At 54.9% G+C, this 16139-nt stretch carries 12 protein-coding genes; 4 read left to right on the forward strand and 8 right to left on the reverse strand.

The features are described from left to right. The first annotated feature begins 11 nt into the window (after nucleotides 1-11). A complete protein-coding gene (locus tag P9L99_20250; GenBank protein MDP8225703.1) occupies nucleotides 12-410 on the forward strand; it encodes a rhodanese-like domain-containing protein in 399 nt (132 codons plus the stop codon). A gap of 129 nt (nucleotides 411-539) precedes the next feature. Here P9L99_20250 and P9L99_20255 read toward each other — a convergent pair whose 3' ends face one another. From P9L99_20255 to P9L99_20280, 6 genes are all read right to left on the reverse strand, one after another. Next, nucleotides 540-704 carry a hypothetical protein gene (locus P9L99_20255; GenBank protein MDP8225704.1) on the reverse strand — a complete coding sequence of 55 codons (165 nt, stop codon included), beginning with the start codon at nucleotides 702-704 and terminating at the stop codon, nucleotides 540-542. Nucleotides 705-1161: 457 nt separating this feature from the next. Beyond that, complete coding sequence (locus P9L99_20260) at nucleotides 1162-3498, reverse strand: MBL fold metallo-hydrolase (protein ID MDP8225705.1); 2337 nt, start codon at nucleotides 3496-3498, stop codon at nucleotides 1162-1164. Then, nucleotides 3473-6580, reverse strand: a complete 3108-nt coding sequence (locus P9L99_20265; GenBank protein MDP8225706.1) for a hypothetical protein — start codon at nucleotides 6578-6580, stop codon at nucleotides 3473-3475. The genes P9L99_20260 and P9L99_20265 overlap by 26 nt, the downstream gene beginning before the upstream one ends. A 218-nt stretch (nucleotides 6581-6798) precedes the next feature. Further along, nucleotides 6799-8016: a glycosyl hydrolase family 18 protein gene (locus tag P9L99_20270; protein MDP8225707.1), complete on the reverse strand. Its 1218-nt coding sequence runs from the start codon at nucleotides 8014-8016 to the stop codon at nucleotides 6799-6801. Between the two features lie 177 nt (nucleotides 8017-8193). Continuing rightward, complete coding sequence (gene acs, locus P9L99_20275; GenBank protein ID MDP8225708.1) at nucleotides 8194-10125, reverse strand: acetate--CoA ligase; 1932 nt, start codon at nucleotides 10123-10125, stop codon at nucleotides 8194-8196. Nucleotides 10126-10180: 55 nt separating this feature from the next. Then, nucleotides 10181-10330, reverse strand: a complete 150-nt coding sequence (locus tag P9L99_20280) for a hypothetical protein (protein MDP8225709.1) — start codon at nucleotides 10328-10330, stop codon at nucleotides 10181-10183. Nucleotides 10331-10662: 332 nt separating this feature from the next. Here P9L99_20280 and P9L99_20285 point away from each other — a divergent pair, with 332 nt between their 5' ends. Both P9L99_20285 and P9L99_20290 read left to right on the forward strand, forming a co-directional pair. Next, nucleotides 10663-11682, forward strand: coding sequence for a creatininase family protein (locus P9L99_20285; GenBank protein MDP8225710.1), 1020 nt, complete (start codon nucleotides 10663-10665; stop codon nucleotides 11680-11682). Nucleotides 11683-11766: 84 nt separating this feature from the next. Then, on the forward strand, nucleotides 11767-12450 hold the full coding sequence (locus P9L99_20290) for a tetratricopeptide repeat protein (GenBank protein MDP8225711.1): 684 nt from the start codon (nucleotides 11767-11769) through the stop codon (nucleotides 12448-12450). A gap of 13 nt (nucleotides 12451-12463) precedes the next feature. On the opposite strand, the gene greA is transcribed toward P9L99_20290, so the two are convergent. Together greA and P9L99_20300 are read right to left on the reverse strand one after the other, a co-directional pair. After that, nucleotides 12464-12940 (reverse strand): transcription elongation factor GreA, encoded by a 477-nt coding sequence (greA, locus tag P9L99_20295; protein ID MDP8225712.1) that lies wholly within the window; start codon nucleotides 12938-12940, stop codon nucleotides 12464-12466. 50 nt (nucleotides 12941-12990) lie between these two features. Beyond that, nucleotides 12991-15225, reverse strand: a complete 2235-nt coding sequence (locus P9L99_20300; protein MDP8225713.1) for a transglycosylase SLT domain-containing protein — start codon at nucleotides 15223-15225, stop codon at nucleotides 12991-12993. Nucleotides 15226-15336: 111 nt separating this feature from the next. Here P9L99_20300 and P9L99_20305 point away from each other — a divergent pair, with 111 nt between their 5' ends. Continuing rightward, nucleotides 15337-16134, forward strand: a complete 798-nt coding sequence (locus P9L99_20305; GenBank protein MDP8225714.1) for a nitrilase-related carbon-nitrogen hydrolase — start codon at nucleotides 15337-15339, stop codon at nucleotides 16132-16134. Nucleotides 16135-16139: the final 5 nt, after the last annotated feature.

Raw genomic sequence — 16139 nt, forward strand, 5'->3', positions numbered from 1 at the left:
GGACATACGCCATGAAAAAGCTGTTCTTGCTATTGCTTGTCGCGATGATGGCGGCGGCGATCGGCTGCTCGAATTCCTCGGCCATCCGCGATGCGTCGCTTGAGGAGTTTCACGCCGCGCTGGCCAGTGACGACACGCTCGTCGTGGACGTACGCGTCGGCCTGGAACTGGGCGGCGACCTCATTTTCCTGAAAGACGCCAAGCAAATTCCGCTTACAACCTTGGAAGTCAACCTGCAGAAGATCCCGAAGGAACGGAACATCTACGTCGTGGGCGCTAAACCCGAGCAGGCCACCAAAGCCGCCAACATCTTGACTAAGGCGGGCTACCCCTTCGTCTTCCGCGTTAACGGCACCCTGACCGACTACGCCACGAAGTTCGATGCCGAAGGCCGCAAGTATTTGAAGTGAGGGGTAGGAAGGGCGTTTCCAGGCAACCCGTTGTTTTCGCCAAAATGCATCCGTTAAGTGGCATAAAACCTGATTTTAAGACACTTTTGCGCTTTTGAATCCGAGGGGAACCGCGGCCTCGGAAGCCTTTTACTCTTTTCTCGATTGATCAATCGGTGCAGCAGGCAATAAGTCCCTGCCGCTCAGTTGAGTTCCCACGTCGCGGTCGAAATTCAAATCGACAGAAAAAGGGCTTCTCTCCTCTTCGTCTTCCTCCGACTCACCGGTTTCCGGTGCTTTGCCGTGATACTTCACGCCGGTTCCTCCCGAAGTTCGAGGCCCAACGGGCCACTCGGTGAAGGAGCGAGAGTGCTTTTCCGGCCAACCCAAGCTTTTTCGCACAATCAAATATGCCATCGGCTCACCTTATCAAAATTTGTTGCCCTTATCGCTAAGTTGCACACGAGCAACGTTATAGCCCACCGTTTACTGCCCGCTCTCAGGCGAATGGCTGATAACAGTAACCTCATCATTCGGAATGTCAAGCTAGCCGGTTCTCTGACATCAGAGACCAGATTATGTTTATGTTTTAAACGAGTTCGTCTCCGAATAGCACATAAACTCACTGAAAGCGATCTAAAATCCGAAGTTTCCGGAAATTTCCTCTCCCTTCTAATAATTGCATTACCTCTACTCTTTATATCGGTGCCGTTTTAGCCCATCTTGAGTGAAAACCACGTTAATAACCCGTTTTCGCCTTCACTTGAGCTGATTATGCCAGCGTACACGATGGGCAGAACGTAACTAAGCGATCGTTTCGTTGATGCTTGGCACCCAGTTTTCCTTGGGTAGCAATAGTCGCAAGCGGGTATCGGCCGCTGAAATCCGAGCACTGGCAGGAGACGTGTATTTCACCGTTTTCGAAAATAAACGACAGTCCAAGCTCGGCCAAGAAAACCGGTACCCGAACGCTCAGTTTCCTGTTCTTGTCAAGTTTTTGTTGAACAATATCACGGAAGTCAGTTCTCCAATCGTAAAATGACAAGTTGTGCAACAACTCGGATATCAGCAATACTTTGGGCTTCAATTTGACGGTGAGATCGATAAGTTTGGTTAATCCTAAGTGACTTCCGCTTTCTCGATTATCTCCCAGCAATTCTTCAAATTTCACAGAACCGAGATTCGCGATTAGAAGATCGATACGCTTATCTTGACGTCGTTCGGTGATGTCGGCTGAGTTAATCGCTTTTGCGTCACCTGTGTAAACGATCCGATACTTCTTTTCCAGGTGTTCAAATATTAAATCAAAACCACATGAGTGATCCATACACTCTTCCGTGGCGGGAAAAGTCGTAATTCCACGGGTTAAGTGCTGTACGGAAAAGGAACTAACACTCAACCACTTCGCTGTTTCGTATTCGTGCGGGGCAGGACACTTGCCCCCGTACCACGTTGATTTCGTGAGTTGGAGTCGATCGACCCCAGGTACCTCGACCGGACAATGACGATCCTCCGGTACGCATTGGCGCACGCAGTCACATTTTTGACTAGTTATTGTCTCGCGTCCCAGGCCAATCGGGTGCATTTTCGAGCAAAGATTCCTATCCCGAGTTAAGTCACTTATCGGCGCAAACACATCGAAAGGCGCAATAATATTAATTGGTTGCAGCTTTTTTCCCGGGGCAAGGTTCTTATTTATTTTACCTTGGACCAGCATTAACCGGATGAGGTCTCCGGCGTGGTCAATGTGAGAGTGGGACACCAGGACGTATCGAATATCGTGAAACGAATACGGAGTAAACGCATAAAACGCCCGGAGATAATCTAGTCCGGGGTCGATCACCACACCTTTCTTTTCGCCTAGACCGAGAAAATAGCCGCCACCGATATTGCCCATCGGCTCCTTACTCCAGTCAAACAACGATGTGTCGGAGCCCCACCGGCGTAAACAAACAAGGCGCGCGCCGAATTCAGGTGGTTGCCGGCGCTCTTCTAACCGAATTGTCGGCCACGAGGAAATACCCGCCGCCGGCGCGAGCATTAATTTAAAAAGCTGTTGAAGGGGCGGCGGTGACTTCGAACGCGGCGGTGCCTCCGAAAGCTTTTGAAGCGTTTCCCCCGATATCGTGCCGCTTTTAAAATATTTTGATTCCAAAAACGTTTCTATGAAAGAATACCCTGGTTGACCCGCAATTTGGTTTTCTTTGTCCGTAGTTACAGCAAGCCTCGCCGCCTCAAAATAATCAATACCGGCCTGTTCATCCAGCCCCATACTCCACGCCGCCTCGGCAATATTTACCCGCAAATCCTTCGATAGCCCCGATTCCTTGGAAGTCGTCAACCAACGTGGCTTCCTTGCGCCATTGTCATCGATAGACAAGAGAATAAATCTCAAATAAGCAAGCTCAAAAACGGGAAGCTCCGTAAAACTCGAAATATTTGACGAAATGCCAAGAAGGACCCCTAAAACAGTGCGAGCTTTTTCCACCATTCTTCGGGTCCAGTTTTCGTCAAAACCCATCAATCGCGTCGCCGTTTTGCCTATTTCCTTTACTAGCTTTTCCGACGCATTGTCCATGATTCCAAGAATTTCAGCTTGTCGGGCAACCTCGTGCCACAAACCCGCCTCGCATAATAACCATAAGCCAGTTCTTAGAAAGACAAACCTGCGACTGTCTCTTTGAAGCAGTCCGTTAACGTAAGAGTAGTATTTCGATATCAGGTCTTCACGTTTACGCGCACCGATTGAAAATAAGAGCATCTCTGAATCTAAAACCTTTTCGCGCTCATTTTCGCTTTTTGAATGAATTAGTGCCAAGATACAATTTTCACCCAGCAATCCGACCACAAAACGAAATAAACAATCTTCGTTCGGTTTCTTTCCTTTCTCCCTGGGAATCAATATCATTGAAGCCAAATACAATTGTTGCGAACAAATCGACGTTGCCGAATATTGCACGATCAGGGCTTTATGAACTTGATCATAATCCAAGACATTCCGAATTGCCCGAGGACAACGCCCGAATCTCTTCTCAATCCGAAGCCGTGCCCTCCTGAGGAGTTGCCGTGTTTCGATAATTTGCTTAGGCATAATCATCCAGGTACTCAAGCGTTTCTCTTAGCCGTTCATATTTGACAAACAACCCGAGATCCCAAAGCGAAAAAATCGAAACAATTGCCGCCCCGAAATATTTTCGCCTCGTCCCCGGCTCCGCCGCATACAATCCTCCGGCAGGGTCTACAACAAGCGGCGGATTCCCCTTTTTGAAGTCGAATGTGCCGTCCGTCCTCTTTCTCTCGACGACGGCAAGCGTGCTTTCCGATAAAACGTGCGTCAAATACTCTGAAAGAACATACCGAGAGTAAAACACTCCAGCTTCATGTTTGTTTTTCCCGGCTGACCTGTCGAAAGCCGAAACAATGTTTTTGGTAAAATCTATTCCGGACCCGTAATGTTTCTTTGTTCGACAATGACCGCCCCACAACGCACGACGAACTGCAAAAAGAAACTCAACGAACCCCGGGTATCGTTGATTTATCTTTGCGTCTCCATGCAATTGCTTCAACTTCAGAGACCATTCGGCAATTTGCTCCAGACTCTCAACGATCTTGTCTCCAAATTCGCCAATCGCCAGGTCCACTTCCGCACAAGCAAGGTTATCAAAGCACTGCCATACTTGGTTCCAATTCTTTGCGTCTCCTCCGGCCAAACTTTCAAGGAACGGGTCTCCCAGAAGCCAACCTCCACACGCCTCCATTTCCTCGCCGTAATGTTTTTTTAGCGCAATGGGTGAATTGAACGCGGCCGTCGTTGGTTGCTGCCGCAATGACAACAGATATCTGACAACCAATTGACAGCGGTAATCATTATTCGACTCCAATCCAGGCCCATAATTCACTGTGTTGGCGTAATACACACCGAACCACTTCTTATAAAGTTCGTCGCCCTTCTCGTCGCTCGAAAATACGAGGTCGCGACACATCTGGTCTGCCGCGATTTCTTCGAAAAGGTCCCCTAACTGCGCGACCAGCGATTCTGAATGACCGGCAATAAAGGTCTCCATAAGGCGTTTTGCTATTTTTTTGTAAATAGTAATGATCTCAAATACTGGCCTCATTCCATCTAGTTGGCGCAAGGAGTGATGAAAGCTCTCATGCATTTCGTACGGATAAGTCTCCGGTTGCATCATTTCTATCATGTTTTTTTGCGTGACCGCGCCAATTCTCGACGACAACAAAACTCCCGTTCGTTTCTCTCCAATGACTGTGAATCCCGGCAATTCAACATATGGCTTTTTCACTTCTTTACATTTTCTTGTTGTCGCAACCAGACCCGATGCGAACAATCCGTCTATGCCTGTCAACAAATGCTGGATGCCTCCTTTAAATTCCAGCGTGAAATCAGACACCTCGCTAAACGGCGGCGAAGCGTTCAAGCGATTGTTGAGCGCTTGTCGAAATGACTGTACACAGCGCGCCAAATCGGCGACAACATCTTCCCATTGTCTTGAGGTCCGATTAGTCGCTCCGTCTTCCTCTCGTATTGCCGCGCCTAAATGACTCAACCAGTTGATCAAAAGCACTAGTGGCGGGCCCAGATCAACAATGGTGTCATACAATACTTCATCTTTCACAATCATATCATATACCGCGATTAACGATTCGATTTCCGATCTAAGATGCCGCGGTAATTGTAAAACGCGAGCGGCTGTTTTTGGTTTTATTTCATCCTTTGAAAGGGTTTTTTCACCACGGTACAAAGGCCCCATTTGCAGCGATTCTAGATCAAGACAGAGCCGATCAGATTCTTTTTCTTCTGCCTCATTATATTGCACCGGAACACCAAGACTGGTGACATGTTTACTCAATGGCAAGCTCAGTTCTACATCATGTGTCAAGCGAACAAAATCGACAATAAAGTCAATCGTGGAAACCGCTCGTCCGTCGTCTTCGAAGCCTTTACCGGTGCGCCAAACCAAATCTGTATGACCCGGACGCGACACGTAACGGCGTTTTTGTTCGGAATCGCCGTTCGAAGTTCCCACGCTAGTCTTTTTGTCGGCGTTTTCTTCATTCGCTTTTTCGCCAAGCATTTCTTTTCTTATATCTTCCGCATCGCTGATCGTATCACCGAAGTAACCGGGTAATATTCCCAATCCAATATCCGGCACAACACGTCCTTCGATACTGTAAACATTTTTGACGTGTCTCGCAATCTGTTCGGCGTTTTCGCCCTTTTTATTTCTTTCAAGAACATCAGTAAAAACACCAATGTGAAGACCAAGCGTCGTCCAAGACGCTGCATACAAGCTCATTTCCCGCAATGCTATTTCTAATTTCGCGCCATTTTCAGGCTTTTTCAGTTCTTCATCGTCGAGCAGCCTCAACAGGACTGGGTTCTTGCGCAAAGTCTTGATTGATTCCGGTTTCTTACTTAGTAATTCGCCGAGAGTGGTGTCTCGAATGGACAATATTGAACTGACCATCTGAGAGTAGTCTTTACCGAATACCAAAAGCGTTATCTCATTCCAACCAAGCGGTTCGAGAACACAACATCGAAGGTCGTCATTATTGTCCTCGCTTTGAGGTTTCACTTGTTCTCGCGTTGCCAAGATGGCTTCGCGCACAATACTCGCCCCTAGAACCAAGGTGAGGATGGGATTCACCTTCAGCTTACAGAATGCAAAAAGCGGCCATTTTACTCTGCTTGAATTATCACCGTTCTTGTCGTCGCCACAGCCTAGTTCCGCTAGTAGCTTATCCGGCGCGAAAAACCAGGGATTTGTCCTTGAACTTCTGCTTTCTCGGGGTGTTTGTGTCGCTTTTGTGAAATCCGGCACCGCCTGCATCGCGATTTGAATTGAGCCACTCAACGGAACGTGAAGTTGCGGTGCCAAAGAAAACGCGTCGACACAGCTAATTGAACAAAGGTCGAATGGACCCCACATATAATAAAATAACGGATTGTATAATTTCTCGAATTCCGCTTTATGTTTAGGAGATACCCTTTTTTTGTTTTTTGTTTCGTATCGTCCTAGCGTTTCGGAAACTCGTTCTTTATATTCTCCGTACCGGCCGCGCAGTTCTTTGTAGGTGTCAATCGTTTTCCCGGGTCGTGTACTGTGAAGAGAGGTTATTACGCCGTAGTCGGAAAGTACACAACTCTCTTGGTCCGATGGTGTGTTTGCCAATATCGCCTCGTAATTGTTTAGTGAGATTTATTACAACTTCTGCAAAGGTAATGTCAAGTCTTAATACGACTTAGTAAAATATTTTGTTCGCGCTGAATATGTCGAGGCTTTCCCGGTTAGTCGAGGAATGACCAGAATTCACGCCTGAAGTCGCCCGCAAGATTGTTTTGTGTGCGGAGTTCGCCCGCGGAAATGCTCGGCAGAACAATGGATTATTTCTAAAAAACCACCTGCCCACAGCCGCCGCTATCGTCGTCGTCGTCATCGTTATCGTCGTCATCATCATCATCATCGTCGCCGGGGGAACCATATTTGTATTCGGCAACAAGGTCCCAGATGTCCTGGTTATCTGCGGCGTAGTAGGCCGTCCAGAAGCCCACGCCGCCCACCTCGCGCGTGGCCGCGTAGTCAAGCTTATCGGCCAGCGAATCCAAATCCTCATACCACAACTGCCGCCAACCGCCCTCATAGAAAATCGCGTACGCCGTGGAGGACGGCGCATCCCACTGGCCGCCGCCGTGCGCATCGGCCCGGTCCCACGCCTGCAGGATGCCGTAGGCGGTCGCCGAACCCGTCGCCGTGCCGGGAATGCCGGAGCCGGCGCTGGGCCAGTCGTATCCGTAAAACGGCACGCCCAGCAGCACGCGCTCCAAGGTATAAGGCGTGATGTAGGTTTGATAGTCGTCGAGGGTCCAGTCGTAGGCGTACTGCCCCCAGAAATCCGACCCGAGCAGCGGCGCCACGGGTCCGGGATCGCCGGTGCGCCAATGGTAGTCGTAGGCCATGATGAACAGCCGGCCGTGCGCGGCCAGCGCGTCGAAATCAAACGCGCCGGACCAATCAACCGCCGGGGTATCGACGGACACGATCGCGTCGGGGTCTTCCACCTGCAGGCCGGCTTTCAACTGCTGTACGAAGGTGACGAAATTCTGCTTTTGCGCTACCGGCAAACCCTCGAAGTCAACGTTGACGCCGTCCGCCCCGCCCTCGTTGACCGCCTCGACCAACTGGTCGATCGCGTTGGCGCGGTTTGTCGCGCTGGGCAGAAGCTGATTCATGTCGGTCGCCGAAAAACAAATCACCGCCAGCGTCACGCGCGTTCCCTCCGCATGCGCCGCGGCCACGAGGTCCTGCCGGGGCCACCCGTGCAGCGACGTGATATCGCCCTGCCCGTTGAGGTCGGCACCGAAGTAGATAACCTCGTCCAGCACGTCGTATTGCAGCAGGCCGATGTCGTCGCCCCAATAGGGGTAGAAGCCCGCCACGTAGGGCTCGTCGCCCGCCTTGGCCGGCGCGAGGGGCGGCACGTCGTCCACGTACACGGGCGACGGATCAACCAGTGTCCGGTAGGCGTTATGCTCAAGTTGGTGAATGCCGGCGAACGCGAAACCGGCGGCCATGGATAGCAACAAAAGGGCGAGCCACAAACGCTTCATGGGTCAGTCTCCTACCCGAAAAGGATCGGCTACCACGCGGCGCTTGTCAACGAAAGCCCGGCATCGTTTCGTCAGGCAGAGTATTCACGGCTTGAAATCCGGGGCCGCTACCGCCGAAGAACCAAGGTTACGACGGCGGCAACGACCTGGGTTTTTCACTCTACGAAGTCGCGCCGATCAGCCGTCGTGGCCCATGCCTTCGAGCGCCGCCTTGACTTCCTCGACGCTGGCGCCGTCTTCCAACGTAGACAGATCGCCCAGTTCGTTTTCTTCGCACAAGGCGCGCAGCACGCGGCGCATCACTTTGCCCGAGCGTGTCTTGGGCAACTGCATGACCACTCGCAGGGTTTTGGGCGTGGCGATTGCGCCGATCTTTTGGCGGATGGACAGGATCAACTCTTTGATGACTTCCTCGGTCCCCTCGACGCCCTGCTTGAGCACGACGAACGCGGCGATCGCCTGGCCCTTGAGTTCGTCCTTGATGCCGATGGCCGAGGCTTCAGCGACCTTCGGATGTTCCGAAAGCACTTCTTCGATCTCGCGCGTGCCCATGCGGTGCCCGGCGACGTTGATCACTTCGTCGGAGCGGCCGAGCATCCAGAAATAGCCGTCTTCGTCACAGCGGGCATAATCGCCGCTGAGGTAAATCAACGCGCCGTTATCGCCCGTCTTCTGCCAATAGGTTTCCACGTAGCGCTCGTCGTCGCCCCAAATGGTCAGCAGCGAACCGGGCGGCAGCGGCGGTTTGATGATCAGCGTGCCGCGCATCCCGGCGGCGACTTCCTGTCCCTTCTCATCCACGACGGCGGCGTTCCAGCCCATGGCGCCCTTGGTCGGGCTGCCCGGCTTGATGGGCAGGGTTTCGATGCCCATGTGATTGGTCAGCATCGCCCAGCCGCTTTCGGTCTGCCAATAGTGATCGAGGATCGGCTTTTGCAGCGTGTCGCTCGCCCACTTGTAGGTGGATTCATCCAGCGGCTCGCCGGCGAGGAAGATGTGGCGCAGCGAACTCAGGTCGTGTTTTTCGATCCACTCGCCTGGGAATTTGCGCAGAATACGCATCGCGGTCGGGGCGGAGAAAACAACGGTGACGCCGTACTTTTCGATGACCTTCCACCAAATGCCGGGGTTGGGATTATCCGGCGTGCCCTCGAAAACGAGCGTCGGGATGCCGGCCAGCAGCGGCCCATAAATGATGTAACTGTGCCCGACGACCCAACCGATATCGGAGGTGGACCAATACACGTCGTCGGGTCCGCAACCGTAGATTTGTTCCATCGAGGAGTGCACGGCGACCATGTAGCCGCCGGTGTCGCGCAGCACGCCTTTGGGTTTGCCGGTCGTGCCGGAGGTGTAAAGGATGTAGCTGGGATCCGTAGACTTCAGATGCGCCGGCTCGACCACGGTGTTGGGCGCGGCGTCCATTTCGGTCTGCCAATCCAAGTCGCGGCCTTCCTTCGCCTGCCACTCGGTGATTTTACGATCGTAGACCAGCACGTGGGGAACGTCGGTCGCGGCCAAGTCCAAAGAGGAATCGACGATCTTCTTCAATAGAACCGGCTTGCCCTTGCGGCTGCTGCCGTCAGCGCAGATCACCATTTTAGGTTGGCAGTCGTCGATACGGTTGGCCAGGGAGTCGGAGGAGAAACCGCCGAACACAACTGAATGAATCGCCCCGAGGCGCGCGCAGGCCAAAACGGCGACGAGCGCTTCGGGCACCATCGGCATATAAATGATCACGCGGTCGCCTTTGCCGACGCCGTACTTCAACAAAACATTCGCACAACGATTGACCAGACGATACAGTTCAAAAAACGTGATGACCCGACTTTGGCCCGTTTCCGGGCTCTCCCAAATGATCGCGGCCTTGTTGCGCCCGGCGCCGAGCGCGTGACGATCCACCGCGTTGTAACACAGGTTGGTTTCACCGCCGACAAACCAGCGATAGAAGGGCGGATTGGAATCATCCAGGACCTTGTCCCACTTCTTATACCAATGAAGCTTTTCCGCTTCCGCGCCCCAAAAACCGGCCGGATCCACAATTGAGCGTTGATGCAACTCCTCGTACTTCTGACTCATGAATAAAACCCTTTCCTGCTCCGAATTGATCGATGCAAATTATGAAAACGTATTAACAAAAACTCTCATTCTGAAATGTCGTGCCTCACGAGAAGGTGGGGGCGTAAACGCCCAGCAGCGTGTTGTTGTAATTGAAATCGGCGTTTTTCTGTTCCCAGGTTCCGTATTCCGCCGCCGCGGGCGCCGCTAGTGTCAGCACGCGCAGCAGCGCGGTCGCCGTCATCAACCTCTTCATCGCAAAACCCTCCCGTCACATGGGTTCAACAAAGCTTCCCCGGTGCCACGGCGTACCCGGAGCGCACGACTGCAGGCTCTTTTGTTACCGGAGGAGTTGAAGGCATCATCATCGCTCTTGCCGTTGCGGTCATTGCTGAAATCACCGTCGTCGAAGGATATCGAGTCGCTTCCCGCATAGGCAGTTAAAACCACCGCGAGAGTGATTCGCATCAGATCAACCAGTTGTATGATTTTCGCTTACCACTCGTCGAAAGCGGAAAATGGCCCGCGCCAAGTTCAAAACACCGCCCGCCGATTGTCAAGCGGGGCGAAAATGGCTAGCTTCCCCGCATGCCTGAAAACCTGTTTTGGTACCACAAAGTGTCCAGCGCCGAACTGGCGCGCGCATCGGTCGACAAGGATATCCTGATCCTCGCCGTCGCCGCGCCGGAAAACCACGGGCCGCACCTCCCGCTGGGCACCGACGAAATTCTCGGCGAGGCCATGGCCGAACGCCTCGGTCGTCGTCTGGCTGAAAGGTATCCGAACCGCCGCGTCTGGCTGCACCCTACCTGGCACCTGGGCGGCGCGACGATCCGCGGCACCGGCTCGGTCAAAGTGCCCTCGCGCATCCTGCGTAAAACGCTCAAACACTACATGCGCCGTTTCCTGAAGCAGGGCTTCACACACTTCGTGTTTCTGACCGGCCACGGCGCGGTGCCCCATGTGGGCGCCTTGGATGACGTCTGCGCGTGGCTGCGACGGCGTAGTCGACCGGGCCGCGTCGTCCACGCTATCTCGCCCTCGTCGCGCATCGGCGGCAAGGTCTTTTTCGGACGCCACGCCAACGCCGTGCGCCGGGCAGGTATCGAACTGAGCGACCAAGAGGCGCGCGACCTGTGTTGGGACCTGCACGCCGGACGCGTCGAAACCTCCATGGTGCTCGCTGCCGCGCCCGAGACCGTCGCCCCGATTTACCGGGAGTTGCCGGTCATCCAGCCGCCGAGCCGCTGGTGGCTCAACGGCTTGGAACGTTTGTTCGAGAGCGCCGTGCGACGCATCGTGCGCGACGAAGATATCCGGCAGGACGTCCTCCACGCCCTGTGGGCCGGGGTGCAGGATTTCTCGTGGATCCTTCGCGGGCGCCGCGAGGGCTACGTCGGCATGCCGCATCGGGCGAGCGCCGCCGAGGGTGAGATATTGCTGGACGAAATCACCGCCGACATCGCCACGGTAACCGCCGATGTCTTCGCCGGGCGTCGCGATCCGGCCACGACGCGCAGCGGCGCACATTTATTTCGCGGTCTGATCGCCGCGTTGGCCCTGTTGATTGCCGGCGGATTGGCCGGCGTGGCGTGGTGGCTGTTTTAACGAACAGGCGACCGGCGGTGTCGGACAATCGCCGTTGACGAATTCGCCGGCGGCCTGCTAGCGTCGGAATCCAAGGAGGGGAGAATGAAACGGGCGTTGTGGATCATGATGCTGATGCTTTTCGTGGCCTGTCCCGTCATTCAGGCGCAGGAACCCACGCCGCCGCCCAACGCCGCCACACCGGAAGCGCTCCCTCCTCTCACGGCGGAAGATAGCTTCCAACTGGCGGTAAAAGCCTTCCAATCAGGCGATCTAGCCGGTTCTGAGCGGCACGCCCGCACGGCGATTGCGCTCAAGAGCCGCTACGTCGAGGCGCACTATTTGCTGGGACGTATTTTGGTGTTTCGCGCCGCGCAGAAAACGCGGCTGCTGATCGAGCAACGCGGCGACGCCGGGGCGGTGCTGCCGCGCGAGGCCAATTGGCCGGCGGGCGAAAACGAGTTGCAAGACGCAATCGCGCAGTTCCGCACCGTGATCAAGCTCGACCCGAGCAACACCGACGCTTGGCTGCTTTTGGCCACCGCGTTGGATAACCTGGGCCAGAACGAAGATGCCGTTAACGCTTATCGGCAGACGATCAACCTGAATCCCGCGTCCAGAAACGCCCGCGACGCCCACAACAATTTGGGATTGGTATTTCGCCAGCAAAAGAAATTCGAAGAAGCGAAAGACGAATTCGAAGCGGCGCTCGCGCTCGATCCGACCTTTCAACCGGCCCGCCTGAATTTGGAAAAACTCAAGAAACAGAAGCCCAAGCTATTCCGCTAGCGCCGCCGTCCGGTTATTTGTATTCGATTTTGATGATTTCCAATTCGCGCAATCCACCCGGTGTTTCAAACTCGACGATTTCGCCTTCTTTTTTGCCGATCAGCGCCCGGGCGATGGGCGAATTGATACTGACGCGCTTCTTCTTCAAATCGGCTTCGTGATCGCCGACAATCTGGTACATTCTTTCCTGGTCCGTATCCAAATCCATCAGCGTCACCGTCGCTCCGAAAACGACCTTATCCTCATCGATTTGGGCCGGATCGATCACCTGGGCGTCGGCAACGCGGTTTTCAATGTCGGCTATCCGCGCCTCGAGAATTCCTTGCTTATCCTTCGCCGCGTCGTACTCGGCGTTCTCTGAAATATCTCCGTGCTCGCGCGCTTCTTCGATCAGCTTGATCACGGCGGGCCGCTGCTTGGTTTTCATTTCATGAAGCTGCACCTTGAGCGTTTCCAAGCCGGCAGGTGTTACGGGATAGCGTTGGGACATACATCACCCTCCAGTCAAAAAAGAAGTCGGAACATAGCGACCTTCGAGCCCTATGGCAACCCCTTTGCTTTCTGATTCAATAAGTTAAGCACACTCGGACGGCGTTTACCCGTCGCCCCGGGGTCCTTGTACAGTCGCAGGTACATCTCGTAATTTCGCACTATACCCTTGACGTAACCGCGCGTCTCATCAAAGGGAATGCGTTCAATCAACTCGTCGTACGTGCGCCCGACATTCGGCGCCCACCACCGCGGCGGCCGCCCCCAACCGGCGTTATAGCCGGCGAGCGCTGCAGGTAGATCCCCATCGAAACGCTTTTGCAACAAGTGCGCCATCAACCAACAGCCGAAATCAACCGATACTTCGGGCTTGTAGAGTTTCTTCGTGTTGAAGTTTTTCATCCCCCGCCGCTTGGCAATATACTGGCCCGTGCCCGGCATCACCTGCATCAAACCCCGTGCTCCGGCCCAGCTCGTGGCGCGCGTCTGAAAGGCGCTTTCCTGCTTGATGATGCCGAATACCAAATATTTATCGAGCTTGTGTTGCTTGGCGGTTTTCGCGATCAGCGCTTCCTGCAGCAGGGGAAAACGCCGGCGCGACAACAGTGCGTGCGGGTCGGCCAAGCGGTTGTCGCGTACCATTTCGAAACCCCGGTACGAGGCCCGAATTGACGCCAGGTTATCCCCGGCCAACCCGTATGCGACGCTGAGGAAATAAGGCGATGTGGCGTCCTCGTACATATCGTCACGCCAAAGATCCAGCAGCGCCTTGGCTTCCGCGTCCTCACCCATGGCGAATAGTTCCCGCACCTCGCGAAATACCGGCGCGAAGCGAGAATCGCCGGCGGCTACATAGTCCAGAGCCTGCGTGGCGCCGGCATCGCGGGTTTCGCCGCCGCCTTGGTTCTGTTCCCATTCGCGCTGCAGTTCCAGAAGGGCCGTAGCGCGGGCAACGACTTGCTTGGCTTCCCCGGTAAACGGCAGGCGCGGCAACTGATCACTGCCGATACCCAGCGCCAGGAGGCGCGCTTCAGCCGCCAATCCGTAGTACGTACCCTGCCAGCGGTCGTAACAAACGTGGAAAACGTGAACGGCGTTCTTTTTGTCGCCTAGGCGTTCATACGTGCGGCCCAGCCAATACGAAGCCCGGTCGTGGTCGCCGTGTTTTGGATAGCGCTTCAACCACTGGTTCAGACGCACTGCCGCGTTCTGGAAGTCCCCGGCCAGATAATAAGCGAACGCGGTTTGCCACAAGGTTTCTTCCGGCAAAAACAAACTCGCGGCGTCATCGTCGACCAATCGGGCGCCCCAACGAGCCGCGTTTCCAAAGCGTTCGGCGTCCATTTCCAGTTGCAGCAGCGCCAGCCGGGCATCGACCCGCGATCCCCACGAGCCGGGCTTCCCGGCAATTTTCGTGAAATACAGGCGCTTTTGCTCGACTCCGTTCTTGGTGTTGTACCGCTTGAGGCGAATCGCCACGGCCGCTTTACGGTCGGCCGACGAAGCTTGCCGCGCCAACGTTTGCAGCGCCTTTTTCGCCTCCTTGTGTTTGCGTCGGGCAATCAACATGTCCGCCGAAACCAGTCGCGCCCGAAATCCCTTCTCGGTCCCGGCAAACACCCGCGCGTAGCGGTCGGCGTACAGGTTGGCGGTCCAATAATAACGGCGCGCAATGTTCTCGCTGATGCGATCCCACAATCGCTTTGCGTCGGGCTTGGGAAGTTTCATGCCCGTCTTCTTCAATTCGCCGAGCCGCTTAAACGCCTTGTCGGAGTAATCGCCCCGATGGAAATACGCGGCCTCCGCATAGGCAGCCGCCGCTTCCTGAGCACGCCCGGTCGCTAAAAGCGCCTCGCCTAACAGGTAATGGGCCTGAGCATCGGCTTTGCCGGGATGGTCGCGCAGCAGCGTGTTAGCCAACTTCGCCGCCTCGGACGCCCCATTGGGTTCGGCCACGAGCGCTTCGGCCAACGCCACGATGGCGTCGGGCCGGTACCGGCTGTACGGAAAACGAGACACCAGGAAACGATTCCATTGCCGCGCTTCTTCCTTCCGGTCGGCCTTCTCGGCCATATCGCACAGCCGCGCGGCCGCCACGTCCGCCGCGGGCCAGTTGCCCTCGGCCAATTCGCGCAACGATTCAGCCGCTGCCGCGCCGTGACCGGCGGCCAGATTTCGTTTCGCGGTTTGGTATGCGGCGCGCTGGTCGGCGTGAGCCGTATCCCAGGCCTGGGCCAATCCCGGCAACAACAAGCACAACACGACAAGAAAGCAGCTTCGTTTCACGCGATCTCCCCAAATCTCGAGTCGATAAAACCAGCCGCGCGACGGCGCGGCCACGTCCAACAGGATAACGACGCCCTTGCTCCGGTTCAACTATCGAGGCATGCTATCTTCATGAAAGTTGCCGCTGTTCAATTCACGCCAGAATTCGGCCAGGTGGCAGAGAACCGCGAGCGGGCGGCCAAATGGATTCGCGAGGCTGATGCCCGCCTGACGGTGCTGCCCGAGGTCGCCTTTACCGGATACGTCTTCAAGGGACCGGAGGAACTCGCCGAGCTCGCCGAACCCGTGAACGGCGAAACCTTCGACTTCATGGTGGCCCTGGCAAAAGAAACGGGTAGTTTATTATGCTATGGCTTTCCGGAATCCAAAGACGGCCGGTACTACAACTCGGCGGCGTTGCTCGGCCCCGATGGCTTGATCGCGATATACCGGAAAATACACCTGTTTATGGACGAAATCGGGCTGTTTTCCCCCGGTGAGCAGCCGTTTTTCGTTTGTGACGTCGACGGCCTTCGTTTGGGAATGATGATCTGCTTCGATTGGTATTTTCCGGAGTCGGCGCGAAGCCTTGGCCTATTGGGAGCGCAAATCATTCTGCATCCGGCGAATCTCGTACTACCTTTTTGTCAGGACGCGATGGTCACGCGATGTCTGGAAAATCGCGTATTTGCCGTCACCGCCAACCGCGGCGGCTCCGAATTTCGCGCCGGCCGGGAAATGTCCTTTACGGGCCGCAGCCAAGTAACGCAGCCCACCGGGCGTTACGAGCGCCTGCCGGACACCGACGACGGTTTCGTGGCAACCGAAATCAATCTGTCACTTGCGGATCACAAACAAATGACGGCACGGAATCACCTGTTCCGCGACCGTCGACCGCAATTGTATACACTTGGCGAAATAAACAAGTAAACAAC

It is taken from the genome of Candidatus Lernaella stagnicola (assembly GCA_030765525.1).
Classification (GTDB): Bacteria; Lernaellota; Lernaellaia; order Lernaellales; family Lernaellaceae; genus Lernaella; species Lernaella stagnicola.